Annotated in this window: 26 protein-coding genes and 1 pseudogene; 11 read left to right on the top strand and 16 right to left on the bottom strand. The window is 62.3% G+C overall.

From position 1 onward, the window contains the following. The first annotated feature begins 75 nt into the window (after positions 1-75). Complete coding sequence (locus A9X04_RS09865) at positions 76-1,296, top strand: amidohydrolase family protein (RefSeq protein ID WP_067919802.1); 1,221 nt, start codon at positions 76-78, stop codon at positions 1,294-1,296. Positions 1,297-1,385: 89 nt separating this feature from the next. Beyond that, on the top strand, positions 1,386-2,180 hold the full coding sequence (locus tag A9X04_RS09860) for a VOC family protein (protein ID WP_067919800.1): 795 nt from the start codon (positions 1,386-1,388) through the stop codon (positions 2,178-2,180). A gap of 371 nt (positions 2,181-2,551) precedes the next feature. On the opposite strand, the gene A9X04_RS09855 is transcribed toward A9X04_RS09860, so the two are convergent. From A9X04_RS09855 to A9X04_RS09840, 4 genes are all read right to left on the bottom strand, one after another. Next, a complete protein-coding gene (locus tag A9X04_RS09855; protein ID WP_067919799.1) occupies positions 2,552-3,667 on the bottom strand; it encodes an epoxide hydrolase family protein in 1,116 nt (371 codons plus the stop codon). Between the two features lie 354 nt (positions 3,668-4,021). Further along, on the bottom strand, positions 4,022-4,336 hold the full coding sequence (locus A9X04_RS09850) for an acyl-CoA synthetase (RefSeq protein WP_197509114.1): 315 nt from the start codon (positions 4,334-4,336) through the stop codon (positions 4,022-4,024). Positions 4,337-4,701: 365 nt separating this feature from the next. Beyond that, positions 4,702-5,067, bottom strand: coding sequence for a hypothetical protein (locus tag A9X04_RS09845; RefSeq protein WP_067919812.1), 366 nt, complete (start codon positions 5,065-5,067; stop codon positions 4,702-4,704). Positions 5,068-5,322: 255 nt separating this feature from the next. Then, a complete protein-coding gene (locus A9X04_RS09840; RefSeq protein ID WP_067919795.1) occupies positions 5,323-6,102 on the bottom strand; it encodes an SDR family oxidoreductase in 780 nt (259 codons plus the stop codon). Positions 6,103-6,404: 302 nt separating this feature from the next. Here A9X04_RS09840 and A9X04_RS31390 point away from each other — a divergent pair, with 302 nt between their 5' ends. Then, positions 6,405-6,644 carry a hypothetical protein gene (locus tag A9X04_RS31390; protein WP_231984241.1) on the top strand — a complete coding sequence of 80 codons (240 nt, stop codon included), beginning with the start codon at positions 6,405-6,407 and terminating at the stop codon, positions 6,642-6,644. Positions 6,645-6,982: 338 nt separating this feature from the next. Here A9X04_RS31390 and A9X04_RS09830 read toward each other — a convergent pair whose 3' ends face one another. From A9X04_RS09830 to A9X04_RS09805, 6 genes are all read right to left on the bottom strand, one after another. Next, positions 6,983-7,723, bottom strand: coding sequence for a FadR/GntR family transcriptional regulator (locus A9X04_RS09830; protein ID WP_067919793.1), 741 nt, complete (start codon positions 7,721-7,723; stop codon positions 6,983-6,985). 349 nt (positions 7,724-8,072) lie between these two features. Further along, the gene (locus tag A9X04_RS09825; RefSeq protein ID WP_082962471.1) at positions 8,073-9,065 is read right to left on the bottom strand and encodes an acyl-CoA dehydrogenase family protein; all 993 of its coding nucleotides are present in this window, start codon (positions 9,063-9,065) and stop codon (positions 8,073-8,075) included. Between the two features lie 2 nt (positions 9,066-9,067). After that, positions 9,068-10,270 (bottom strand): acyl-CoA dehydrogenase family protein, encoded by a 1,203-nt coding sequence (locus tag A9X04_RS09820; RefSeq protein ID WP_067919789.1) that lies wholly within the window; start codon positions 10,268-10,270, stop codon positions 9,068-9,070. Between the two features lie 371 nt (positions 10,271-10,641). Then, positions 10,642-10,995, bottom strand: coding sequence for a pyridoxamine 5'-phosphate oxidase family protein (locus tag A9X04_RS09815; RefSeq protein WP_067919787.1), 354 nt, complete (start codon positions 10,993-10,995; stop codon positions 10,642-10,644). Beyond that, positions 10,982-11,383, bottom strand: a complete 402-nt coding sequence (locus tag A9X04_RS09810) for a pyridoxamine 5'-phosphate oxidase family protein (RefSeq protein ID WP_067919786.1) — start codon at positions 11,381-11,383, stop codon at positions 10,982-10,984. The genes A9X04_RS09815 and A9X04_RS09810 overlap by 14 nt, the downstream gene beginning before the upstream one ends. 23 nt (positions 11,384-11,406) lie before the next feature. Beyond that, entirely contained in the window at positions 11,407-11,715 is a 309-nt protein-coding gene (locus A9X04_RS09805) for an acyl-CoA synthetase (protein ID WP_067919810.1), read from the bottom strand. Positions 11,716-12,048: 333 nt separating this feature from the next. Between A9X04_RS09805 and A9X04_RS09800 the strand changes: the two genes are divergently transcribed. Next, positions 12,049-13,548: a class I adenylate-forming enzyme family protein gene (locus tag A9X04_RS09800; protein ID WP_231984239.1), complete on the top strand. Its 1,500-nt coding sequence runs from the start codon at positions 12,049-12,051 to the stop codon at positions 13,546-13,548. Positions 13,549-13,572: 24 nt separating this feature from the next. Beyond that, positions 13,573-13,875 (top strand): hypothetical protein, encoded by a 303-nt coding sequence (locus A9X04_RS09795; protein WP_067919784.1) that lies wholly within the window; start codon positions 13,573-13,575, stop codon positions 13,873-13,875. 131 nt (positions 13,876-14,006) lie between these two features. Here A9X04_RS09795 and A9X04_RS30330 read toward each other — a convergent pair whose 3' ends face one another. Both A9X04_RS30330 and A9X04_RS09790 read right to left on the bottom strand, forming a co-directional pair. Then, positions 14,007-14,171 carry a hypothetical protein gene (locus tag A9X04_RS30330; RefSeq protein ID WP_156764297.1) on the bottom strand — a complete coding sequence of 55 codons (165 nt, stop codon included), beginning with the start codon at positions 14,169-14,171 and terminating at the stop codon, positions 14,007-14,009. 1 nt (position 14,172) lies between these two features. Next, positions 14,173-15,363 carry a thiolase family protein gene (locus tag A9X04_RS09790; RefSeq protein ID WP_067919774.1) on the bottom strand — a complete coding sequence of 397 codons (1,191 nt, stop codon included), beginning with the start codon at positions 15,361-15,363 and terminating at the stop codon, positions 14,173-14,175. Between the two features lie 113 nt (positions 15,364-15,476). Here A9X04_RS09790 and A9X04_RS29615 point away from each other — a divergent pair, with 113 nt between their 5' ends. Then, positions 15,477-15,950: a MaoC/PaaZ C-terminal domain-containing protein gene (locus tag A9X04_RS29615; protein WP_082962469.1), complete on the top strand. Its 474-nt coding sequence runs from the start codon at positions 15,477-15,479 to the stop codon at positions 15,948-15,950. A gap of 366 nt (positions 15,951-16,316) precedes the next feature. Next, entirely contained in the window at positions 16,317-17,168 is an 852-nt protein-coding gene (locus A9X04_RS09780) for an acyl-CoA thioesterase II (protein ID WP_158244000.1), read from the top strand. A 382-nt stretch (positions 17,169-17,550) separates the two neighbouring features. Here the strand turns inward: A9X04_RS09780 and A9X04_RS09775 are convergent, their stop codons facing one another. Next, positions 17,551-18,300, bottom strand: a complete 750-nt coding sequence (locus A9X04_RS09775; protein WP_067919772.1) for an alpha/beta fold hydrolase — start codon at positions 18,298-18,300, stop codon at positions 17,551-17,553. A gap of 124 nt (positions 18,301-18,424) precedes the next feature. Next, complete coding sequence (locus A9X04_RS09770; RefSeq protein ID WP_067919804.1) at positions 18,425-19,018, bottom strand: CAP domain-containing protein; 594 nt, start codon at positions 19,016-19,018, stop codon at positions 18,425-18,427. Between the two features lie 175 nt (positions 19,019-19,193). Between A9X04_RS09770 and A9X04_RS09765 the strand changes: the two genes are divergently transcribed. Beyond that, positions 19,194-19,559 (top strand): DUF732 domain-containing protein, encoded by a 366-nt coding sequence (locus A9X04_RS09765; protein WP_067919771.1) that lies wholly within the window; start codon positions 19,194-19,196, stop codon positions 19,557-19,559. A 105-nt stretch (positions 19,560-19,664) separates the two neighbouring features. Here A9X04_RS09765 and A9X04_RS09760 read toward each other — a convergent pair whose 3' ends face one another. Both A9X04_RS09760 and A9X04_RS09755 read right to left on the bottom strand, forming a co-directional pair. Continuing rightward, the gene (locus A9X04_RS09760; RefSeq protein WP_082962475.1) at positions 19,665-20,102 is read right to left on the bottom strand and encodes a lipoprotein LpqH; all 438 of its coding nucleotides are present in this window, start codon (positions 20,100-20,102) and stop codon (positions 19,665-19,667) included. 400 nt (positions 20,103-20,502) lie between these two features. Then, complete coding sequence (locus A9X04_RS09755) at positions 20,503-21,132, bottom strand: TetR/AcrR family transcriptional regulator (protein ID WP_067919769.1); 630 nt, start codon at positions 21,130-21,132, stop codon at positions 20,503-20,505. A 1,387-nt stretch (positions 21,133-22,519) separates the two neighbouring features. Between A9X04_RS09755 and A9X04_RS09750 the strand changes: the two genes are divergently transcribed. The 3 genes and pseudogenes from A9X04_RS09750 to A9X04_RS09740 form a co-directional block, all read left to right on the top strand. Beyond that, on the top strand, positions 22,520-23,314 hold the full coding sequence (locus A9X04_RS09750) for an ABC transporter permease (protein ID WP_067919768.1): 795 nt from the start codon (positions 22,520-22,522) through the stop codon (positions 23,312-23,314). After that, the gene (locus A9X04_RS09745) at positions 23,311-24,165 is read left to right on the top strand and encodes an ABC transporter permease (RefSeq protein WP_067919767.1); all 855 of its coding nucleotides are present in this window, start codon (positions 23,311-23,313) and stop codon (positions 24,163-24,165) included. Before A9X04_RS09750 ends, A9X04_RS09745 begins: the two co-directional genes overlap by 4 nt. 5 nt (positions 24,166-24,170) lie before the next feature. Next, a pseudogene (locus A9X04_RS09740) lies at positions 24,171-24,454 on the top strand (hypothetical protein); the annotation flags it as partial.

Below are 24,454 nucleotides of genomic sequence, written 5' to 3'. Positions count from 1 at the left end.
GACCCAGGTTGGTCTGGTTCGAGAGTGGTAACTCATGACTTTTGATTCGTGTCAACATAATTGGAGGAGACACAGATGATCATCGACGCAGACAGTCATGTGTGCGAGCCGCCGGATACTTGGACCTCGCGGATGCCGTCGAAGTGGGGTGAGCTCATTCCGCGGATTCGTTACATCGACGATCTGGAGATGGATGTCTGGTGTATCGGGGACGAGATCGTCAACTCCCTGGCCTTTACCGTCTTCTATCAGGAAGCGGACAATCCGCTGCCGCATCGCCGAGAAGACGACTTTCCCGAGGTGCCGCAACGCGTCGAGGAGGTCCACCCGTCGTCGTGGGATCCAACGGAGCGGGTGAAGGTGATGAACGAGGCCGGCATCAACATGGCAGCGCTCTACCCGAACCTCGGGCTGACGAATCCGGATCGCTATCGCACCATCCCCGGAGCCACCCTCGACTTCCAATTCGACGTTATTGCAGCGTTTAACGACTTCGTCCTGAGCTGGGCTGAGCGGGAGCCGGGCCGGTTTATCCCGCTCGCGGTCGTCCCGTACTGGGATATCGATCGGTGTGTCAAAGAACTGGAACGCTGCGCTGCCCTCGGTCACAAAGGCTGGGTCTTGTCGGGCACACCCGAATACCACGGCGAGCCGCCGCTGTCGGATCGGCACTGGGACCCGATGTGGGATGTCATCAATGCATCCGGGGGCCCGGTCGCTTTTCACGCCGGCACCACGATGAATCCGGCTGAGTACAGAGTCGATCCGACTCAACGCACGGTGGGCGGGGACCGGGTCCGTGCCGTCGTCGATGTGGTGAAGTCATTCCTCGACAACGCCAACGCCTGCAGCAAGCTGCTGATGTCCGGGGTGCTGCCTCGTTATCCCGACATGAAATTCGCCATAGTCGAAAGTGGCGCAAGCTGGGTGCCGTTCCTGCTGGAGTCCCTCGACGTCCACTTCCTCCGGTACCGGCCGTGGGAAAACCGTCCCGAACTCAAGGCCGACGAACTGCCGAGCGAGGCATTCCGGCGCCAGGTCTTCGTCAACACCTGGTATGAGAATCTCCGCCCCGACGACCTCGCGCTGCTGCCGATCGACAACATCATGTTCGAGACGGACTATCCACACCCAACGTGCCTATTCGGCGAAGAGATCCAAGATTCGCTGACGACCAAGCTGAGCGCGCTCAACGAGGAGGACCGCAAAAAGGTGGCCTACCGAAACGCGATGCGTTGCTTCAACATCGCTGAGCACGAGGTCGGTAGGATCCCAGGCGCTGCGCTGCCGATCTGATGGTGACCCAGCGAAATACTGGCGCGTCGCCTGCCGCGGAGCAGGACGGCCGGATCGCTGCCACACATGGATCGATCCAATGCCTGGAGATGCAGCACATCAACATTGCTGCGCGGGACCTCGAGCTCACCATGGCACACTTCACCGATGTCTTGGGCGCGCAGTACGTGTACGACATACCGGCACCCCATTGGCATGCCGTGCTCGTCTACGTTGGTGGCGTGCTCTTCGAGCTCTTTGTACCGGAACATTTTCTGCTCAACGGCAGATATGGCCCCCACTACGTGGGGATCGAATACCAGGTGCACGATCTGAGTGCCACCCGTCACCAGCTTGCCGCCCGCGGTGTGGGCTTGATCAGAGACATCGGGATGGCTTTTCACACCGAACCGGAGCCATGCATGGGAATTGCGTTCGAGTTCTACGACCACAGTTTCCACAACGAGCGCTTCGATTGGAAGGAACCCCTCAAGTCGGCCGACTATTGGCGGCGCGATCATCCGATCGGGTACACCGGTCTGAAGCGCTACAGCGTGGCCGTCGCTGACCACGGCGCTGGACTGGCCTTTTTTCGGGACACATTCGTCATCGACGAACTCTACGAGGAAGACCGTCCGTTCATCGCCGGAAGGGTGACAGGTTTTCAGTTGGCGGACACTGTGGTCGAGTTGATCAGCCCGACCGGCGCCGGTGTCATCGACCGTCACCTGCGACGGTGGGGCGATGGTGTGCGGTCGGTTGTCTTCGGAGTTCATGATCTCGGTGCGGCCGCAGCCCATTTCGCCGGCCACGGTGTCGAGCTAGCTCCGGGCGACCAGACCGACACTCTCGCGATTATGCCCGCCGACAATCGGGGCGTGATGATGGAGTTCGCTGCCGAATAGGTGTCCACATCGGCCCACACCCATCATGCGGATTGGCATGGTGAGCCGGGGTAGAAGAGCGGCGCCCGGTTGCGCGGATGCCGAGCAGCTGCCCAAGCTGAGTACCGGAGTCGGGCTGCGGCATGGCGCGCTTCGCTGACGAGGTCGAGATTTCGTTGTCGAAATCTGCTGCACCACAGTGAATCCAGCCGCGGCGAGCATGCCATCGATCACGACGGGTGGTGAAGCCGCGACTCCCCGTATCGCAACCGCGGTGAGCGGACGCAAAATCGCGCACCGGCCTGTGCGGTCGAACCTCGACACCGACCCGACATCCTTGCACTCGGCACTGAGTTTGACGCCATCGCGGGTTGACCAACCAGCCCGATATTTCAGCTCTTTCGCACCGTAGCGAAGAATGACGTCACGTCGTCGACGAAGAGCTCGGGCTGCTCGAACGCGGCGAAGTGACCGCCGCGCGGCATGGACGTCCAATGCGTGATGTTGTAGTTGGGCTCGCACCAACTACGGGGCGTCTTGAATACTTCCTTCGGAAATGCCGCGATGCCGGTGGGTACCTCTACGCGATCGAATTGACCGCCGAAGGTGGAGAAGAAACTCTCCCAATACAGGCGGGCCGACGACGCCGCCGACGCGGTCGTCCAGTACAGCATCACGTTGTCGAGGAGCTCGTCGCGTGTCAGCACGTTCTCCGGGTGGCCGTCGCAGTCCATCCAACGCCAGAACTTCTCAACGATCCACGCCATCTGCCCGACCGGTGAGTCCACAAGACCGTAGCCGAGGGTCTGCGGCCTGGTTGCCTGTTGGCTCGAATAGCCTGAGTCCCAGCGCTGATAGTAGGCGAGGCTGTCTAGCGCCTGTTGCTCTTCGTCAGTCGGCTGGCCCATGTCCGCCGGCGGAAAGCTGACCGGCATGTTGAGGTGAATGGCGACGCATCTTCCGCCGGCACGGCCCAGCTGTGTGGTCACGGCGGCGCCCCAGTCGCCGCCCTGCGCCCCGTACCGCTCGTATCCCAGACGGCCCATCAGCGTATCCCACGCGGTGGCGATCTTCTCGATGCCCCAACCGGTATTCGTGGGCTTGCCTGAGAAGCCAAAACCGGGTAACGACGGGCACACCACGTGGAATCCCATTTCCGTCAGTGGTTCGATCACCTTGTGGAACTCAACGATTGATCCAGGCCAACCGTGGGTGATCACCAGCGGCAGCGCGTCGCTGCGCGGGGAGCGCTGATGAATGAAATGAATCTCCAGGCCGTCGATTTCGGTGGTGCAGTGATCGAACCTATTCAAAGCCGACTCGCGTGCGCGCCAGTCGTATTCGTTCGCCCAGTACGCAGCCAACTCGCGGGTGTAAGCGAGCGGCATGCCCTGGCTCCAGTCCTCGACGCATTCGGCCTCCGGCCAACGGGTTCGCTCCAGCCGCGCCTTCAGATCGTCGAGTGCGGCATCAGGAACCAAAATACGGAAAGGCTTGATGGAGGGCATGCGTCCGTTATAGCACAGGTTGCAGTAATCATATAAATGTATAGCTGTCCGCGGATTCACGACGCGGGAGGATCGACTCCGGTCTCAGGATCTCGATGGCCCGCCCGACGGCGAGTGGTTTGATACCCATTTCTCACGTTGAAACGTGTTGGCGAAACGGCGATCTGCGCTCTCGACTGCCCGCAGGGAGCCAATGCCATGGCTCCAGCGATCAGTAGTCAGCGGGGATCCGGAGCTGGCTGGATTAATGATTACCGGTACAAGTCACGTATTTGTGTGAGCCGACTGCAACGGCTAGTGCAACGCCGGGGGAACGGGCCGGCCAGCCATCCACCGCTCCGGATAACTCACTTGTCAATTGGTCGGGTGGATGTGCGGCAGGTTGCGCTTAGCTTTGCCGGCGTACCCGAAGAACTTTTCGAAGTTCTCGTCGTTTATGGGGTGTGCCGAATTGCGTTTCGCTGCCGCGCGAAGCGCGGCCAAACGCGCTCGAGCCTTCGGCAGGCCGTCCGCGGAGCCGGTCCGCTCGAGATGCACGACGTCACGCTCGACCGCCGCGATCTCGAGGCGAAGCCGCTCGCCTGCTTCTCCAAAAGTCAATAGGTCGTGGTCGTCCTCGTCGAGCTTTTCGCGTGATGGGACGGCGCCTGCCTCATCGTCGCTTGCCATGGTCATCCTTTTCGGGGGACGGCAATCAGTGATGCCCTAATCGTACCGAGCTCGGGGCGGGCCGACAGGCACTTCAGCGCGTATGCGCGAGCGCTGCGTGATGGAGGAACTTAGCCAGGTCCTCCCACGGTTCGAGATTATGCACTGAGACCCAATGGTTTCGGTAGCACTGGCCCTTCTCCTCCCATTCGTCGCCCACAGCTCTTGACGGTCTTGATCGTTCATCGTGGCAAGGTCGGCGGGAAACGCTCCGCTGACTGCCGGTATTATGAGGCCTCAGGCGGCAGGTCGACGGGATCGCGTCGGATTAAACCGTCGGGAGACTCGTTCGGTGTGCAAGATATCGAGGATCTCGCTCGGGCGTCCTACAATTTCGCGAGCCGGCGCTTACCGACCGGTGTCCACCCGGTGAGCGAGATGGTGCCCAGGTCCAGCGACTCGCCGAGGGTGAACTTTCCTGCCATCGACCTTGCAAGGAATTCCTGCATCACTTGTTCGGGTTCCCGGTCTAGTTCATAGATCACCAGGTACCGGTGAGTCGGGGGTGGCAGCACGGCGGGCAATTCCTGATCATCGGGAACGTTGACCTCCGAGATCGCATATCGTTGCGCCGCAACCACTCCGGGTACATCAAGGACCTGGGGTATGCCCGTGTTGTCGTACCACTTGTTGAAGGCATCGTCCTCATCAGCGATCGGATTGCTCAGCACGACGAGCACGTTTTTGGCCACGGCGGACACGTTATGACAGTTGACTGCCATAGTCAATTGGGTGACCTTATGCATCCTTGCGTCGGGGCGCCCGTTTCTGACATGGGTAGGCGCCGCGGCTGACCAACCCAATGAGCTGTCCGCCCTGCGCCACTGTCGTTCGCGTCGGCCATTCTTCGCGGGCTAAAGAAAGGATTGGGCAGGATCGGAACGTGCTCCGTCAAAAGCGCTTGCTGACACAAGATTTCAGCGTGCTTGGCCGGTGTGAGCTGCTACTCAACGCGGAGTAAACCGTTGTGCGCCGTCGAGACGCATCACTTCGCCGTTGACATACCCGTTCGTCAGCAGGAAGACCGCAGCATCGGCGAATTCCGCGGGCGTGCCGAGCCGTTTGGGGAATGGCACGTTGGCGGCGAACTTGGCGATGGCCTCTTCTCCGACCGACTCCATGATCGGCGTCTTCATGGTCCCGGGTGCGATGGTGTTGACCCGAATGCCGGCGGCACTGAGGTCGCGCGCGGCGGCGATCGTCAATCCGATCACACCGCCTTTTGCCGCAGCGTAAGCGGTTTGACCGATCTGGCCCTCGTAACCGGCGATGGACGCCGTGAGCACCAATGCGCCTCGTTCGCCGTCGGCCTGGGGTTCCGCAGCTGCGATGGAAGCGGCGACGAGCCGAGCGACGTTGTAAGTCCCGCTGAGATAGAGATCGATGGTCTTGGTGAACCCCGCAAGATCAGCCGGGCTGCCGTCGCGCTGCACGATGCGTTGAGCGACGCCGAATCCACCGTGGGCGACGACGGCATACCGCAGACGACCCAGTTGATTGGCCTGTTCGATCGCTTCCTCGACCGAGTCTTCGCTCGTCACATCGGTACTGACGAAACTCGCGCGGCTGCCCAACTCGTCGGCGAGCGCCTTGCCCTTGTCGGCGGCCAGGTCGGCGATCACCACGCCGAGGCCTTCGGCGTGCAATCGCCGCACCGTGGCCTCACCGAGGCCGCCCGCGCCTCCGCTGACGATCGCAGACGCACCGTTGAATTTTTCGACTGTCACTAATTCTCCTTTTGTGTGGACTGAACCTGTCATAAATTGCCGATCGCCAGGTCCCACGGATCGGCAGCAGTCTGGGGCATCCGGCCGAGCCGACGCGCATAGCCGGCCGGTGTGCCGTAGTCGTTTCTCCAGCTCTGCGCGCGCCGTGTCACGGCTCCTCTCGCCCGCTGACACGGACATGCGGGTCAAATGCTATAACTATATATCGCATTGGATCTGCGATCGCGGCGGGCCCCGTCGCGCAGGAGCGAGGCCCTATGTCCCATGGCTTCTGTGGAGAAGCGCGGCGCAGCGTCCACATCGTGAGCATCAATCGGCGGGAAGCGCTCAACTCCGTCACCGAGGACGTGCACCACGTGTTCGCCACGAACTGGAAGGCGCTCGACGCCGATGACGACGCGGTGCCCGACGAGGCGCTGGCGCTTGGCGAGCGGTTCGCCGCACTGCCGCCGCGAACTTTGAGGTCGTCGAAGGTGGCACTGAACATGCACCTTGCCCGGCTGCACAAGATGTACTGGAGTACGCGTTCGCGGAGAAACTGACGTCGTTCTCGACACCAGAGTTCAAGGAGCGAGTCGCCGCATTCCGCGCTCGAACCAAGAAGTAGCCGCTAGCGGTAGGCGGTGACGCGTGCCGCCGGCGCAGGCTTGCCGTCCCCCGATCGCGCGTGCGGCGGCGACGGCGGTGCCGCGCCCGATTCGCAGCGGCACTGCTTTGTAGCGGGACCGGTCGCTGGCAGTAGAAGGGACACAGATAGTCCACCCGCACCGACGCGGTTCGCATCGGCGCGCCGCCAGTGTTCACCGTCGCGCATGCGGCCAATTCGAGCCCCGCCGACGCCAACGGCGTCGTTGAGGAACGAGTCTATGTGTTGGTGCTGTCAGTCGAGAAGGTCGACGACGGTGGATAATTCCGAACCCGACAGCACAAACTCCTCCGTCTTGCGTAAGTGCTTTTTCCACAGCTCGCCGACCTGCTCAGCATCCCCGGCTTTGATCAGCTCCAGCGCCATGCGGTGCGTCTTTGCCGATCGGCGGATCGCCTGCTCTGCGCGAGCACCTTCCGTGGGCTGTAACGAGCGGTTTGCGTTCACGATGATGTGATGCAACATGTCGCTGACGATCTGCAAGGTCTTGTTGCCCGACAGCCGTGCGATTGCGACGTGGAAGTCTGTCAGTTGGACCACGGCATCGCTGCCTGGTTTCAATTGCTCCTCGGCTTCGACGATCTGCTCCAAGTCCGCGATTACTCTTGCGTTGCGCTGTTTGGCCAGCTGCACCACCATTGGCGTCTCGAGAGCCATTCGCGCGTCGTAGACGTCTTTGAGCGTGACGCCTTCGTACTCGAGAATCAGTCCGGCGTAACGGGCAAGCGTCTCGCGTCGCGGTCGGGTGACCCTGGCGCCGCCACGTACGCCACGCTGGACGACGATGAGCGATTCCGACTCGAGAACGCGGAATGCCTCGCGCAGCGTCGGTCTTGACACGCCGAACCGCTCCATCAGTTCTGACTCCGACGGAAGCATCGTCCCTTCGGCGATCTCGCCACGGATGAACATCCTGCGCAGCACGGTGGCCACGCGATCCGCCATCTTCGGCTCACGAAGGCTGGTGAGCTCCATATCGATCCTTCCACCGATAGTGGTAATCAACTAATTATTTGTAGGTTAGCCGAACGGGGCTGCATAAACCGAGTTACGCGCCCACCCAGTGATCAAGCTCATTTCTGGCACCGCATCGCCCGGCCCATCAGGTCCTTCGTGCACATCTGCTCGGAGATGATCTGGTTGAACCGGAAATCCTTCACACCGAGTCTGCCGTACTTTCCGTCGATCACAGCTGACTTAGCCGCGTCGGTCCGACTTCTCCACATAGGGAAGGCTCAACCGCTCGAAGAATTCCCGCGCGGTGGCGCGGAAGTCGTCATCTACTTCACCTACTTCATCGAAAATGCTGCGGCGTACCGATTCCTCAGTCCAGGTTGATGATCGCAGGAAGTGTGCGTCCGGGTGCATATGTGTTGAACAGGCGGTCGGCCAGCAGCGACTCCAGTTGCAAGTAGGAGCCGCACAGCGCATCGGTCTGAAAGCCTCGCTTCACGTATCGATGGAGGTCATGTTCGGCGGTCAAACCGGCCGCCCCGCACACCTGCAAGACGGCGTCGGCCACGTCGCGGTGTGCCCGACCTGCTGCAACTTTTGCGGCCTGGGCCGACAACGCCCCGCCGTATCGCCGCGAGTCGTCGAGAAGTGTTCGCGCGCCTTCCAATTTGGCCGCAGCAGCCGCTAGGGCATGGAGCGCGGACTGGCGCGAGCCGATCGGCGAACCCAACTGGACCCGGACGCTGACGTGTTCAACGGCGATGTGCAGGGCCTGGTCTGCCAACGCCACGAGTTCGGTGGCCAGCGAGCGATGCGCCGCCGCGATCGCGCGGCCCCACTCCGTTGACGCATCGGTCAGGTCGCCGTTGGCGGCCCCCTCGACGCGACTCCAGATCACACTTGCGTCGAATGTGTCGAGCCGTTCGCTCCGCAGCTGGTCGGCATCGACGACGGTGACAGAGGCCGTTCCCATCCCCCCAGAGATCGGAACCAGGACACGGCCGCGCGGGACACCGAGCAGGATGCCCTTCACCTGGCCCTCGTTCGAACTGGGCGTGGAACCTTGGGACAGCGCAGGCAGCACGACGGCATCGAGTGGCGGATCCGCCAACGCAGCCAGTTCGGCCAGCATGACGCGGTCCAGAGCATCGGTCAGCGCGAGCGTGCGCCCCTGTGCCCGGAACAACAGCGCACACGCATCTACCGGGGATTCGGACTCGATCTCCGACCAACCGAGCTCGGCCAGCAGCGGATCGATCGCCACGTGGTCCTGCTTGGCCGCGACTTCGTCGAACAGGCGGAACACCGCCTCTTCGATCATGGGCCACGATTCGTCGGTTGGAGTCGCTCCTCGCGTGCGCATGGTCACGATGCGCGGCTTTCCTTCGGCAACCCGAGAATGTGGTCGGCGATGATCCCACGCTGAACCCCAGCCGTGCCGCCCATGACCGTGGCGGCCCGCGAGTACCACCACTTCGCGCGTGCGGTGTCGAGCTCGTCAGGGCCGCTCCCGGTGCCGACCATCATGTGGTCTCGCGTGAGGTCGAGGATCAGGTCGTACACCGCGCGCTCGGCTTCGCTGCAGAGCAGTTTGTCGATGCTGCTCTCGGAGTCTACGGACTCGCCGGCAGCCAGCTTGCGCACGGAGGTGGCGGCACGGGCCTGCGCCGCGATGACCTCGACGTACACGCGCGCGAACCGCTCTCGCTGGGCCGAACCCGCTCCACGGGTCACCATGTATTCGCGCAGCCGTCCCAACTCCATCAACATATTGTTCAGCGCGGCATAGCCGTACATGCCGCGCTCGTACTGCATCAGGAACATCGTCACGGCCCAGCCGGCGCCGATCTCACCGACCAGCCGTTCCGGTGGCACGCGGACATCGTCGAAGAAGACCTCGGCGAGTTCGCGCCGCCCGCTGGCCAACGCGATCGGATGCACCGTGACGCCCGGTGCATCCGTGTCTATGAGCATCATCGTCAGGCCGCGGTGTCTGCTCTCTGGTGACTCGGTGCGGACGAGGACGCAGAGCCGCTTGGCCGTGCCGCCGTGACTGGTCCAGATCTTCTGACCGTTGACTATGAACCAACCCGAGCCGTCGTCGGTTGCCCGCGTCTGCAGGGAGGCCAGATCGCTGCCGGACTCCGGCTCGGAGAAGCCCTGTCCCCACCATTCGGAGCCGTCGAGACAGCGGGGCAGGTACTCACGTGCCAGGTGTGGGGCGAACTTCAGGATCGCCGGCCCCATCACCTCCAACGTCCACGCCTGCGCCGGGATGGGCAGCATCGCGTTCGCGAGCTCCTCGTAGAGGACGGCGCGGTGAATCTCGTTGCCGCCCAAGCCGCCAGCCGCCTCGGGCCAGCCGTATCGATTCCAGCCATCAGCGTGCAACCGTGCCATCACGGCTGCATCGTGTTCGAGCCCGGTCTCGGCGGTCGCGTACGCGGCGGTCCGCCAGTAATCGGCGCAGTCGAGCGTGCGTAGAGACTGTCGGAGATCCTCGCGGAAGATCGCGACCTGCGACACGTAGTCGCCACGGTTCACAACGTCGTTGAGGGAGGCCGACACTACGTCACCCCCTTCGGGTCAACCGGCTTGGATCAGTCGTCTGATCAGCTAAACAGTTATCTATAAGAGGTCGCGCCCGCCGTCCAGCAGGAGAAAGCCTCGGGGCCGGCGCACAAAACTAGATCGGGAGAGCGATTGGAGGGCCGCGTCTCTCAACCGACTAGGCAGGGTGCGTGAGCATCTCTCAGCCCGAGTCGACCACGTGTGCATACAATTCGTGTCACATGATGCGAATGCCTTGCCGCGTGATGAATGGAGACGTCTCGCGGAGGCGATGCGCTAGCGATCGAGCCGTCTGACCCAGATTGGCATTCATACGCTCGGTTATCGCGTAGGACGCCCGGAACCTGGCCCCTGTCTCACTCGGCTCACTACGACTCGCCCCGCTGGAGTTTTCCGAAATCGAAACCCGTGCTTCGCTCGATGTCGACACGAACACCTTCGTCGACGAAGTTTGGCTGGCCGTGCACTATTACACCCCGAATCTCGTAGTAGCTCGAATGCTCATCGGCGACACAGCAGAGCTGTTGGCGCGCAATGGCATTTACCGCGACGGGATCAGTCGGGTCCAACCGCAGCAGCAGCGCTGTGGTGCGGAACTCACTATGAGTGAGGGTGGCCGTCGGCCAGCCCTCGGCGTCGACGGTGCCGACCGCCATGACTTCGCAGCGCGACAGGAATTCGTCGATCTCCTCCGCGTCCATGCGGATATCACGCTTCGGCATTGGCGGCGACCACCCTCCGCGAGGGTCGGGAATGATCGACTTCGATTCGGAACACGACCCGCTTACCGTCTTCCAAACGCTCGCGAACGGTGTCGATCACGGCATCGGGTACGTCTGTCGGGCCCACTTCAGGTCGTGCGGGAATGAACGCGGCTGGATCGATCAGGCGGCTACGGCCCCATAAGGCAACGCCCTCGGCGGGATCGTCGTCGTTGACAATGACAACGCAGACGCGTTCGTCCGCGGCCAGATAGCGCGCCTTCGCGGCCTTGCGATAGGTCGTGAACTCGATGGCTCCGTCACGTGGGGTGCCGGTCATGGGGTATCCGATCACCGTGTCGTCGGGTCGCCTCATGAAGAGGAACATCAAAACCGGCCGGCCGTTCACCAACCATCCGGGGTATACGACCGTCAATTGGCAGCCTGGGTGCAGGGTAGGCTGCGCCTGGCCTTACCGGGTTTGCCGAAAAACTCCTGGAAGTTCTCGTGGTTGATCCGGTGCGTCGAATTGCATCGCGCTGCCATGCGGAGCGCTTTCAGGCGGGCTCGGCCTTTCGAGGGGTCGTGATCTGCGCTGGACTGCTCGAGATGTCCAACGTCATGCTCGGCGGCTGCGGTCTCCAAGTGAAGCCGCTCGCCTGCCTCCCCGAACGTCAATAGGTCGTGGTCGTCCTCATCGAGCCTTTCGCGTGTCGGGACCGCTTCGTCGACGCGTGCCATGGTCTTCCTTTCGGCGAACAGCAATTAGCCTCTTACCGCTCCTAAGTCATAGACACCTAAACAATTAGGAGCCCATCTGTGGATGAACGCCCGGATCGCCTCCGCGCTCGGCCCAGGTTGGCCCAGCATGACGTGGGTCGATCTGCCCTCGATCGCAAGCGCGCGGCCGATCGGAACTGCGCCCCGGTCCTCGTAGCGGCCGAAGGGATGGAGCCCGATGCCGATGATTGCGGTACCCAGCGTGCTGCTCGTGGTGCTCCTCGAATCGCTGGTTGGACTCCGGCGGACAGTAAGTATATAACTATATATCGGATTCGAGAAAGGCCCCGGGATTTGAGCATTGCACTGCTGCTGGAGATGGCCGTTTCCGGCGATCCCGATCGTCTCGCCGTAGTCGATCGTGGCGCCCGGCTGACCGCGTCGGAGTTGAGTCAGCTCGCGAGCGGGGGAGCTGGAGTCGTCCGCAGCTCCGGCGCTCAGCACGTGGCATACGTCGGCACGGGCGGGCACATGCTGCCGTCGTTGATCTTCTCGTCCGCGCGAGCGGCCATTCCGTTCACACCCCTGAACTACCGTCTGAGCGCCGAGAGTTTGCACCAGTTGATCGGGCGCCTGCCGGCGCCGCTGGTAATCGCGGACCCGGAGTACGCCGAACTGGTCGCCGACGCGGGTAGACGCGTGATGACGTCCAAGGAGTTCACCGAAGCCGCTCGTGCGGGCGAACCGGTCGAGGAGTTCGCCGATCCTGATGATGTGGCAATCGTCTTGTTCACCTCAGGTACCACATCTGCGCCGAAGGCTGTGGAGCTGACACACAACAACCTGACCGGTTACGTCACGGGCACAGTCGAATTCGGTTCCGCTGACGCCGACGACGCGGCCCTGGTGTGTGTGCCGCCCTATCACATCGCCGGCATTGGTGCGGCACTGTCGAACCTTTACGCAGGCCGACGGATCGTCTACCTACGCAAGTTCGATCCGCGGGAGTGGGCACAGTTGGTGCGCGACGAGCGAGTGACGACTGCGACGGTGGTGCCGACGATGCTCGACCGCATCATCGCCGAGTTACAGGCCAGCCCGACGGATCTCCCGACGCTGCGCACTCTCGCGTACGGAGGATCGAAAGTGGGCCTACCGCTGGTCCGTAAGACCATCGCGCTGCTGCCTCACGTGGGGCTCGTCAACGCGTACGGACTCACCGAAACAAGCTCTACCATCGCTGTTCTCACGCCGAAGGACCACCGCACGGCACACGGCTCGACCGAGGAGGCCGTGGCGCGCCGGCTCGGTTCAGTCGGCAGGCCGGTGCCCGGCATCGAGGTCCAGATCCGTGATGAGACGGGCACTGTACTCCCGCCCGGTCAAACGGGGGAGTTGTTCGTACGGGGGCCCCAGGTATCAGGCCGATACACGGGAATCGGTTCAGTGCTCGACGCCGACGGCTGGTTCCCCACCAGGGACACCGCGATGCTCGATGACGAAGGCTATCTGTTCATCGGTGGCCGATCCGACGACACGATCATCCGCGGTGGTGAGAACATTGCCCCTGCGGAGGTGGAGGACGTGCTCGTGGAGCATCCCGACGTCCACGAGGTGGTGGTGGTCGGCATCGACGACCCGCAGTGGGGGCAGATCATCGTCGCAATCGTGGTGCCCGAGCCGGGCGCCGAACCGGATGTTGAAGAGCTGCGCGAGTTCGTTCGCAAAACGCTACGGGGGTCACGCACTCCTGACCGCATAGTCATCCGCGATGGTTTGCCGACAACCGCGACAGGCAAGGTACTCCGCCGCGAAGTCGTTGAAAGTCTGCACACTGTGGCCGAACAACATTAGTCACCAAAAACCAAGGAGCTGAAGATGATCAAGAACGGAACCCGTCTGCAGAGCCAGGTATGCGACACGCAGGTCATCGTCGTGCGGTCCGCCGACAGCCTCGATGACTTGCGGTGCGGGGGAGAGCCGATGGTGCCCCTGGACGCTGAGAAGTCACCCCATGCCGACCTGGATCCTGCTTTCGCCGGGGGCAGCACGATGGGCAAACGCTACGTCGACGACACTGGCGCCGAAGTGCTGGTGACCAAGGCCGGAGTCGGGGCGTTGAGTGTCGGTGACACTCCGCTGGCACTCAAAGAGGCAAAACCGCTGCCCGCCAGCGATTGAGAAACATGTTGGCTCGGACTACGTCCGCAACCGAGCCCTCCCAGAAAGGGCACTTAGATATTGGGCGGGACGCGTCGCTGGGGTGTCCGGGGCATCTTGCCATACGTCGACTGCGAGTCGTCGAAAAGCGGTTACTCGCTGGACTCGATGTCTGCCTGAACATCGGGATTGGCGTCGAACAGCTCCGGGCGCTCCGCCGGGAATTTCACCATGAGGGTGGACCACCGTCGTGACCCTTGGAGCACGGCACGTTCGCCGTCGACCCGAAAGAGATTGTCTGCGATGAGTTGAGGCATGTCATGCCACCTCGATAACCATTGCCGACCCCATTCCGCCGCCCGCACACATCGACATCACGCCGATTCCGCCACCGCGGCGGCGGAGCTCGTAGATCACCGACGTCAACATCCGCGCGCCGGTCGCGGCGATAGGATGGCCCAGGCTGATGCCGGATCCGTAAACATTGACGATGTCCTCGTCGAGGCCCAGTTCACGTGTGCATGCCACCGCCTGGGCGGCGAACGCCTCGTTGATCTCGAACAGCGCCACGTCTCCTAGTTTGCGGCCCGCTAACTCCAGCGCTTTGGGGATGGCCGAGATCGGTCCGCTCCCAGTCCGATTCGGCGGCACGCCGACCGAGGTCCACGCCAGCACGTTGGCCAAGACGTCCTTGTCAGTGTCTGGTCTGGCCAGTGCGACCATCGCCGCCGCATCGTTGAGCCCCGAGGAATTTCCTGCAGTCACCGTGAACCCCTCGATCTCGGGATGCAGCACCTTCAGTCCGGACAAGGCCTCCAGAGTGGTGTCGCGGCGCGGGTGTTCGTCCTGGGCGAAGGTGACCGATGACCCGTCGGCCTGCGGAACTCGCAGCGGCACGATCTCGTCGACGAAGGAACCGGCGTCGATGGCCTTCACCGCGCGCTGGTGGCTGCGCAGCGCCCACTCGTCTTGGTCCTGACGCGAGAGGCCGTACTGCACTGCGCAGTTGTGTGCCACCGTGATTGACATGTCGAGGGCCGGCGCGTCCGGCGTCGGCGGGTGTGACAGCGGGGACCAGGGGTCCTCGTAGTCCTCCGGGGACTTACCAGTGGTGAACGGTTTGCGTTTGCGCAGCAGCGGTGTTGTCGAACACGATTCCATCCCGCCGGCCAGGATCGCTCGCCTCATTCCGGCCGCGATCTGCCCTGCGGCCACCGCGACCGCAGAAAGACTCGACGCGCATTGCCGGTTGACCGCCATCCCGGGAATGCCGATCAGGCCCAGGTCGACGGCGACGTAGCGGGCGCTGTCTCCGCCGCCCTGCAGGCTCTCGGCGAGCACCAGGTCGTCGAACTCGGCGGCATCAAGTCCTGATCGTTCGATGGCCGCGGCGACCACCGGTTTCGCCAACTCAACGGCAGGCATGTGGATTAGCGTCCCTCTGCGGGCGGTACCGATAGGGGTGCGGGCGGCGGCCACTATGGCGGCGCGCGACGTCGTCGGCGTCATGTGTCTCCCGAAAGGTTCTCGGACTGGCCCCGATGGGTCGTCCTGATTCGCCGTCAGAGTATACCGTAAAATAGATATCTGTATTCGCCGTCTGGCGGGAGTGAAATGAAGTCATTCGGTCGGTCGACGACGCGGTCGAGGCGACAGGGGCCGAACTCGGCGTCAGCCGGTGGTTCGACGTGGAGCAGTCGCGTATCGACGAGTTCGCCGATGTGACCAGGGACCACCAGTGGATCCACGTCGATGTGGAGCGCGTGGAAACTGAAAGTCCCTACGGCGCAACCATTACGCAAGGCTTTCTGACCCTGTCGCTTATTCCGGGCCTGAGCATGGACAACTACCGCGTGGAAAATGCCAGGATGGGCATCAACTACGGGTTGAACCCGGTCGGGTTCGCGTCGCTGCCTCATCGACGGTATCGCGCCCAGCGCGGGGCCCTCCCAAGAAGGTGGATGTGTTCGGTAACGGTCGAAGCGAAGGGCGCGAACAAGGACTTGACGAAAGCCGTTCGTGTGCTTGGCGATTGTGCCAGGCCCGTGGTGCTGCGTGTGAAGTGTCACAGCAGCCTGCAGTGCCTCGGTCCTTGATTTTGAGCGCGCCGGTGTACTCGAATTTCTGCTCTATAGTAGATTTGTATCGCGAAATGGTCACCGGGAAGCGGACGGAAATTCTCGGGCAGTCAACGGCCCAGAAGAGTGGCCTAGATAGACAGGGATTGCCATGGCAGCTCTGCGTACCCAGACACGAGGCACGCCCAACAAAAGCGCGGTCGCGTCCGTTCGCCGGGTCAAGAAGACACCGCTGTCGAACCTTTGCGGGGTCCTCGCCCTCATCCCAGCCGAACAAGCCGCCGCCGTATTGCGACTTGCACACGAGCGCCGGACATCGCGGACGCCGGTCGGAAGTCGCAGCCCGCTCCAAGAGGGCTGTTGATGGTCGCCAGTGTCGCATCCTTGATCGACCTGCTCGACGTCCGATTCGTCGCAAGCGACTTCTACCGAGGGACCACGCCCGATATCGGTATGCCCCGGGTCTTCGGCGGGCAGCTGGCAGGCCAGGCGCTGATGGCAGCGGCCAAGACCGTCGAGGAAAAACGCCTCCCACACTCTGTTCAGTCGCACTTTCTCTCCGCGGGGCTGATCGGGCCGCCGATCGACTTTCGCGTCGAACGCTTGCGCGACTCACGCTCGTTCTCCGACCGGCACGTCATAGCCGAGCAGCAGGGTCGGCAGCTTCTTTCCATGCAGGCCTCGTTCCACGCTCCGGAAACTGGGCCCGAGCATCAACTGGCTGCCGAAGCGGTCGACGGCCCGCCGAAGGCCGGCGCGGCCATGCGTCCCTTTCCCGATGATTGGGCGGAATTCTATCGACGATGGTCTTCTCTGGACGTCGACTGGTGCCCGGATTCGAATGGGCGCAAGCCGCTTACGACAACGGGCAAGGGTACGCTGCCGCGCCTCTGGGTGCGAACGTCGACACCTTTCGAAGGTCCTCAAGCGGTCCACAGTGCCATCGCCATATGTGTCGCTGACCTGACTTTGTTGAGGAGCTCCTTCAGCCCCCACGAGATCGGGCCCCACAACGACGTTCAGACGTTCACCCTCGATCACTCTGTGTGGTTTCACCGCCCCTTCCGCATTGATCAGTGGTTGCGCTTCGATCATTTGTCGCCGAGTGCCTCGGAAGGCAGGGCGTTCTGCGTCGGCGGATTCTTCGACGAGCGCGGCAACCACGTTGCCTCTGCGACGCAAGTGGGTCTCATTCGAGAATGGTCAGGTCAACACAATTGGAGGAACAACAGATGATCATCGACGCAGACGGTCATGTGTGTGAGCCGCCGGATCATTGGACCTCGCGGATGCCGCCGAAGTGGGGTGAGCTTATTCCGCGGTACGTTACGTCGACGATCTGGAAATGGATGTCTGGTGTATCGGTGACGAGATCGTCAAGCCGTCTGACCCAAAGTGGCATTCATACGCTGAAGGGCCGTCGGCTGTCTCCTACAGTCCGCGTCAGGCGTCGGGACTGCGCCCTGCGGTACAACCTGAGGGCTGTGGCCTGCTCCATTGATGCAAATCGTCCCCGCGGAACGAAGTACGTCGGGTGGGGCAGGTCAACCGCGGCCGCCAGCACGAGTCAAAAGTCGGTGCTGCCAAGCCTGCGGGGCTCGATCTGAAGTACACGCGCTCACCCGACCGAGGCATCGTATCGGCGGCAGCGGTCGAGAAGGACCTGCGCTGTGCGATTCGGATGGCTGATCATCATGTCATGGCATGAGTCGACCTCGACGATGGTGTGGACCCCGCCCAGGGCGTCGATACTTCGCCGTTGGGACGCGATGGAAAGCGCGCGATCGCGGGTAGTGAGGATCCAGGTGCGGGATACGTTCGCCGGAAAGTCACTACGGTCCACCGGTTCAGTCGCGATCGATATCGTTTCGGGGTAGAGCCGTGCCATCATGAACCGGCGTTGCTTCTCGGTCATCTCATTGCAGAACGCATAGCGCGCAAGGAAAGCCGGTATTTTCATCGCTTTTCGCTTCCCCACGCCGCGTCGAGCGAACCATGCCATTGGACCGTCGAGCGTGTCCGTGATCGCTTCGCCTTGACGCGGCACGAACGCCGCCGCCAGAACCATCTCACGGACGCGCGCAGAGCCCAGCCGGGCCACCACCCCGGGTACCGTCACCCCCGCCATCGAGTGGCCAGCGATGACGATTTCGCCAAAACCCGCATCATCGATATCGGCGACCACGGAGTCCACCCAGGCGCCGATGGTGGCTGCGGTCAGGTCACCTGGCTTCGAGCCGCGACCGGGAAGGTCCACCGCGAGGATGCGGAGTTTTGGTTCCTGGCGGCGCAATTCCGAGACCGTCAGATCCCAGCAGTCGCCAGCATGCGCTCCACCATGGACGAGAACCAGATCGGGTAGCGGCATCTGAAGTCCTCAGCGGAACCGCATAGCGCGCCCGTTGGCGTCGAGCAGGCGCAGCACGACGGGCTCACCCGTCTGACCCGCTCCAATGAAGCCGACTGTGTTGATCATTACGTGTGAGCCTTGCTTATTGCGGTGGATTTCCAGGCGGCGGGTACACGCCCCTGAGAATCCAGGGGAACCAGTTGAAGCCAAATTCGAGCTCGTCGCTGGCGTCATAGTCGGGGCTGGGATCGGGCGGAATGTTCTCGCCTTCGGTGTTGACTGGCTGCGCTGGCTTGCCGTAAACGGCGACGACAACGGTACGACCTGGATTGTTTAGCGACCAAACTCCCATTTGGCTGTTGGCGCAGTTGGACATGATGGCTAGATCATCTGGGTTGTAATACCACCGGTTGATCAGATCGACGCCGCTGATTGCTATGGACTGATTGATGGCCACCGTTTCGGTCACCTGACCTTGGTAGCCGGCCGCATTGGCGCGATCTTGTGGGTTTGATCCGTCCGAGCCGGTATCACCATCGAGGGCGCGGTTGTTCAGCAGATCCTCGGCGTGACGCTGCGCTGCGAGTTGCAGTTGCTTGTTGGGCCTGACGTCATTGGTGCAGCCTGCATGGTGCTGCACTGTGAAAACGTTGGCGAGGACACCGTCGTTGAATCGTTTGTTGTTCGGTATGAGCGTGTTGTTGTCATTGTCGGCGTGCGCGGTGGGGCTGGCCAGCAGGGTGGCGGCGATCAGAAGGACGGGCAAAGGCAACGGCCGACAGCGCGTGTACAGGCTCCTGCTTGTCTGAACCGTCATCGCAGAACCCCCAGCTGAGCGCAACGCCGTGTACACGTCGCGGTTTGGAATGGTACTAGGAGAAATTAGATAGATATATTACGCTTTGACGGTCATGAAGCAAGGGAAAACTAGGGCTAAGCTCGCCGTCGCTACGTTCGTTGCTTCAAGCGTTGTCGCGGTGGCAACAGCCCCAGCTGCAGACGCGGACGCGGTCGCGTACCTGCTAAACGTAACTGTTCGGCCTGGGTACGGCTTCGCCAACGCCGATGCGGCCCTGGCCTACGGTCACGGAATCTGCGACAAGATCACCCGAGGTGACAGCTACGCCAGCATCGCGCGTGAGGTCAAAGCCGACTTCAACAACTCCGGCGAGTATCAGGCGACGTATCTGATAAGCCAGGCCGCCCAGGAACTGTGCCCCAGCCTCATTTGGCCGCTGCGGAATTCCGCGGGGAACTACCTGCCACCGCCAGGCTGATGCCCGGTATGCATCGCGGCACCTGCCGGACAAAAACGGCGCCGCCCCCGAAACGCTGTGGCGAAAGGCATGTCTCGCAGTTACCAACGGGGTTTCAGCTAGCCGCTAACAGGCGACTCTGATCGTGAAGGTGCCGGTTGTCCTCTGGCCGGGGTTATCTGTGTTGAACCCGTCCGCACTGCCACGGATCGTGTACGTCTGATCGTTCATGGTCACGTCGGCCCTGCCGCCGAGGCCGGCCTCATAACTGCCAGTGAATCCGCCCAAGTCATTGATGCTGACGGAGTTAGCAGTGAGCGCATCCTTGTTGGAGACGAATGCTTTAACGCCCGCGGCTGGGTTGCCGGTTGCGATCGTCGTTAGTGAACCGAGCAGAATGCACTGGACTGAGTGGATCTCGGGGAGAGTCCGATTGTTGATCGTCACCTGCGCGGTTCCCCCCGGTAGTCGCCCTGACGAAGATAGATTGGCGGGCGACGACGAGCACGCCGCGAGGCCTGCCGCGATCACACCGGCTGCGGACGCGTGGATGAACGACTTCAACACAAGCCCACCTCAGTAGGTTTCGATCTGCAATGCCGCGTACCTCGCGCCAAACGATATGTGCCACCGTCACGGCCGCCCGACGGCAACTTACTCGACAGACCGCGGTGATGGCTAAGCGAGACAAGGTTATCCATACTCTGATGTTTTCGCCACCAGCATCGCCGTTCCGTTTCCGACGGAGCTAGTGATCAGCCGACGATCTGGCTCCTTCGTCACCGGCGAGCGTACGAGCATTCGGTGGGGCCGTCCTCCCGTTCGGAACGGCGAAAAACGAGGGCACGAATCCAGCAGTGTCCTAGCCGGTTTCGGCCCGGCACGAGCCGCGGAGAAAGGTCGGGACGATGGTGGCGAACGGCGACTGCCCAGCCGGCATAACACCGTTGGGCGCCTGACGGGGCTAGGGCCGAGGCTTCAACGAAGCACCAAGTAGGTTCCGCAGCACGCCCTCGTCACCACCGTCTTCAGGGTCGGCCGGTTCGGCAACGAGACTGAAGCTGACCCGGACAATCCAGCGGGCCAGGGTTTCCGCCGGAAGATCACGGCGAATCTCACCAGCAACGGCGGCATCCTCGAGGCGCCGCACCAGCGCGTCAGCAAGCTTGGCTCGCCACAACTCAGAACCCTCGGCCGCGTGATAGGCAGCGCCGAGGGCTTGGTGGTCGTCGACCAGCGATCGCATTATCGGTGAGCTGCGAGCGATCTCTTGGCCCACCAGGCATGCCGCGACGAGCTGAGCCAAGAAGGGTTCGTCCGTTTGCCAGCATCGGTAAACGCGCTCCACCGTGACGCCAAGCACTCGCACAAACGAGGCTGCCAGCAGTGCGTCCTTGTTCGGGAAGTAGTAGTACACAGTAGAGCGGTGCACGCCGGCGCGCTGCGCAACGTCGCTCATCCGCGTGCGAACTGGGCCTTTCTCGGCGTAGCAAGCGTCCGCCGCGGCCAGCAACCGTTCGCGCGCCTCCTCCTCGTCTGCAGGAGTGTCGGCACGCCACGAACGTGCGCGGGATGCGTGGCCCTTCGCGGTCACAAGTGCACACTACGACGCACGGAGCACCAGTGAGGCAATGGCCAAGCCGGACGGCTCGGCACGGGCGCGCGAAAACCGGCCTTTTCCGGCGCTGGCCGAAGATTTCTACGCTGAGGGAGCACTTGACGGCGGGGTGGCACGCCGCAGTAGAAGAACGGACCTGCTGCGCAGCAGGGATCGGTCCAGCTGCTCTCCGGGTGGGTGGAAGTTGATTCCATGGCGAGCTAACCGTGGGCAACCGTTGGGCAGCAACCGTAATCCCGATGAGGTTGGGCGCCCGACAGATTGCTTCAAATTCGACGGCAACGCGCCGAATCGTGCAAATTAGAAAATCAGATAAATAGATAGATGGTTTGATGTCGTAACGCAGCCGCAGGCGTCATATGTTCGCAAGTGGTCATCGACGCGACGCGGCCAGCAATGATCCCCCGGTGGGTTGGGAGCGATTGGTTACTGGTGTTGCATTTGGGGGATATTGAGATGGCATACGCGATGACGTTGATGACCGCGGATGCACCGCGGCGCGTCCATCAACCATGATGGCGTCGTCGTTGTCTCGCAAAATTGCAGCTCATAGCCTGTTTTCGAGTGCGGACGTCAGCCGGCTTCCCCGAGGCCCCGGCCGTTGGTCGTCTGATGCAGCCGCGCTGCGATCGACCTCGCCACACGAGCGCTGCTTTTCGGCGGCGATGTGGAAGCATTTATCGCGATCTATTTGTCGTGGTGGCGTTCTATTGTTGGATCGCTCTGCGGGCATTGTAAGACAGAATTGTCGACGCTCTCTAAAGTGTATGTCCGCCCAGATTGACCAAGCGCGCTCTAGTGGAAAATTCTGTATGGCAACTTTCGTCCAAAAAGTCTTCCGAATATGCGAAATATTTGCCGAATGGCAAATTGTTCAATCATAGTGACGGGTCGCCTTTAACTCCGCCGAACCCTTCCAATCCGCTTGGAGGGCGGGGGCGCCTCCACGCTGGCCCGGGCCGCGAGACCTTGGCCTAGTGGGCGGCTCACATGCAAGAACGGCTAGCTGAGAGCCTTTGACCGGGGGGCGCTGGCCGACTATTTCGATAACGGTTGCCACATTCAGACTAAATTTGTCGGAACCGTCGCAGCAAATCGGTGGTTGTTTATCAGGCGTCGACCAATCCGGCATGGACGCGAATAAGAGAGGTGTATGTTGCCCTCCATGAAAGCCATGGTGTACCGTCCCGCTGTGCTACCTGTCACACTATTGGAAGGGGGCGGTTTGACTTTCCGCTGGGTGAGCATTGATCGGTCCAATGTCGGTGGCGATTAGATACCGACGAGGGCACTAATGGTTGTGAGAGACACGGCGAACACAGAGCCTTTGGCGGCGTCGGATCCGGCTCCCGTCAGATCTCCGATGGCGGTGTTGGCGTCCCTGGGGGTGCGGCCCACCTGGGACGTTGAAGCGAAGCCGCTGCGCGAGGTCGGCGCCTTCTTCGCGTTGTCGCTCGACATCCTCGTGCAGCTCGTGCGGCCGCCCTTCGCGTGGCGTGAGTTCATCCATCAGTCTTGGTTCGTGGCGCGGGTGTCGATGTTTCCCGCCGTCTTCTTGGCGATCCCGCTGAGCACGCTGCCGATCTTCATCATCAACGTCCTGCTGGTCGAGATCGGCGCCGCCGACGCATCCGGGACCGGGGCCGCGCTGGCCAGCGTCGTGTTCATCGGACCGATTGCGACGGTGCTGGTGATCGCCGGTACCGGCGCTACTGCGATGTGCGCCGAGCTGGGCGCTCGCACCATCCGCGAAGAAATTGACGCCATGCGAGTGATGGGGATTAGCCCGGTCCAACGTTTGCTGGTGCCAAGGGTTTTGGCGCTCGGGCTTAACGGGTTGGTGTTGAACAGTGTTGTGACCATCGTCAGCCTGGTCGCTGACTATCTGTTCTCCGTCTACTTCCAGCACGTTAACCCTGGTACCTTCGCGGCCAGCCTCACGCTGCTTGTCGGGCTTACCGAGACGATCACGGCCTACGCAAAGGCGGCATTATTCGGGGTGGTGGCGGGCCTCATTGCGTGTTACAAGGGCATGACCGTTGGCGGCGGTCCGCAAGGTGTCGGCAATGCGGTGAACGAAACCGTGGTGTACACGTTCCTGGCACTGTTCATCATCAACGGGATCTTGCTCGCGATCACGACGAAGGCGACGATGTGACGGCCGCGCCAGCAGCACGTCGACTGCCGCGGGTGAGCAACGCCGCGGGTGCCTTCGTCAACAGGTGGATCGAGCTCGGAAGCCAGACCGCGTTCTACGTCAGGGCCCTGGGCTCGGTGTGGGAAGCCATCGCCCGATACAAAGTGGAGATGATGCGCCTGATCGCCAGCATGAGCATGGGTATCGGGGCGCTGGCCGTCATCGGCGGCACGGTGGTGATTGTTGTCATCTTGACGATGGCCACCGGTTCATATGTAGCCATCCAGCTCTTCCGATCGTTATCCGATGTTGGCGTGCAGGCGTTGTGCGGCTTCGCATCCGCCTATATCAATACGCGCATTGCCTCGCCGATCATCGCCGACATCGGCCTGGCGGCCACCGTCGGCGCCGGCGCCACCGCGCAGCTGGGCGCTATGCGGATCAACGAGGAGATCGATGCGCTCGAGACGATGAGCATCCGCGTCGTTCCCTACCTGGTCTCCACCCGGGTGGTCGCGGGCGTGCTCGTCGCGATTCCGCTGTGGTGTATGGCGGCGATGGCGGGATACTTTGCCACCCGCAGCCTCATCATCTTCGGGTACGGCCAGGCTCCCGGTGTCTACGAGCACTACTTCCACTCTTATCTGCAGCCACTCGACTTGATCTGGTCCCTGCTCCAGGTCATCGCCTCGGCCACAGCGATCATGCTGGTGCACACCTACTACGGTTTCTACGCTTCGGGCGGTCCGGCCGGCGTGGGTGAGGCGGTCGGTCGCGCCGTGCGCGCCTCACTGACCGTGGCGATGGCGGTGACGCTGGCGGTGGCGCTCGCCGCCTATGGAGTGTCCGGCAACTTCCACCTATCCGGGTAGCGGCTATGGAAAAGAATAAGAAGCGCCGCGAAGCCGGCCTGCACCCCGCGATCTGGACCTTCGTTCTCCTCGGCGTCATCGTCGGATCGGTCGCGCTGACCATCGCGCAGTTCAACAGGGACTTGAGGCCCTATAGCCGAGTGACCCTGATGTCGGATCGCTCAGGCCTGGTGATGGAACCCGGCGCGGCGGTGAAATTGCGCGGCGTCCAGGTTGGCCGGGATGTACCTGAGCTGCTCCGGGTAGAGCTCCAGGTGAAGTCTCACCGGATCACCTGGCTGGATCGACG

The organism is Mycobacterium sp. E3247, assembly GCF_001667785.1.
In the GTDB taxonomy this organism is placed as follows: domain Bacteria; phylum Actinomycetota; class Actinomycetes; order Mycobacteriales; family Mycobacteriaceae; genus Mycobacterium.
Note: the sequence above shows the minus strand (reverse complement) of the source record. Positions and strands in the feature narration are given on the sequence as shown.

Excerpts from the sequence above, each read along its gene's own strand:
- A9X04_RS09865 (WP_067919802.1), top strand. The coding sequence starts at position 76 with ATGATCATCGACGCAGACAGTCATGTGTGCGAGCCGCCGGATACTTGG.
- A9X04_RS09860 (WP_067919800.1), top strand. The coding sequence starts at position 1,386 with ATGCAGCACATCAACATTGCTGCGCGGGACCTCGAGCTCACCATGGCA.
- A9X04_RS09855 (WP_067919799.1), bottom strand. The coding sequence starts at position 3,667 with ATGCCCTCCATCAAGCCTTTCCGTATTTTGGTTCCTGATGCCGCACTC.
- A9X04_RS09850 (WP_197509114.1), bottom strand. The coding sequence starts at position 4,336 with ATGGCAAGCGACGATGAGGCAGGCGCCGTCCCATCACGCGAAAAGCTC.
- A9X04_RS09830 (WP_067919793.1), bottom strand. The coding sequence starts at position 7,723 with ATGGAGCTCACCAGCCTTCGTGAGCCGAAGATGGCGGATCGCGTGGCC.
- A9X04_RS09825 (WP_082962471.1), bottom strand. The coding sequence starts at position 9,065 with ATGCGCACGCGAGGAGCGACTCCAACCGACGAATCGTGGCCCATGATC.
- A9X04_RS09815 (WP_067919787.1), bottom strand. The coding sequence starts at position 10,995 with ATGCCGAAGCGTGATATCCGCATGGACGCGGAGGAGATCGACGAATTC.
- A9X04_RS09805 (WP_067919810.1), bottom strand. The coding sequence starts at position 11,715 with ATGGCACGCGTCGACGAAGCGGTCCCGACACGCGAAAGGCTCGATGAG.
- A9X04_RS09795 (WP_067919784.1), top strand. The coding sequence starts at position 13,573 with ATGATCAAGAACGGAACCCGTCTGCAGAGCCAGGTATGCGACACGCAG.
- A9X04_RS30330 (WP_156764297.1), bottom strand. The coding sequence starts at position 14,171 with ATGCCTCAACTCATCGCAGACAATCTCTTTCGGGTCGACGGCGAACGT.
- A9X04_RS09790 (WP_067919774.1), bottom strand. The coding sequence starts at position 15,363 with ATGACGCCGACGACGTCGCGCGCCGCCATAGTGGCCGCCGCCCGCACC.
- A9X04_RS09775 (WP_067919772.1), bottom strand. The coding sequence starts at position 18,300 with ATGCCGCTACCCGATCTGGTTCTCGTCCATGGTGGAGCGCATGCTGGC.
- A9X04_RS09765 (WP_067919771.1), top strand. The coding sequence starts at position 19,194 with ATGAAGCAAGGGAAAACTAGGGCTAAGCTCGCCGTCGCTACGTTCGTT.
- A9X04_RS09750 (WP_067919768.1), top strand. The coding sequence starts at position 22,520 with ATGGCGGTGTTGGCGTCCCTGGGGGTGCGGCCCACCTGGGACGTTGAA.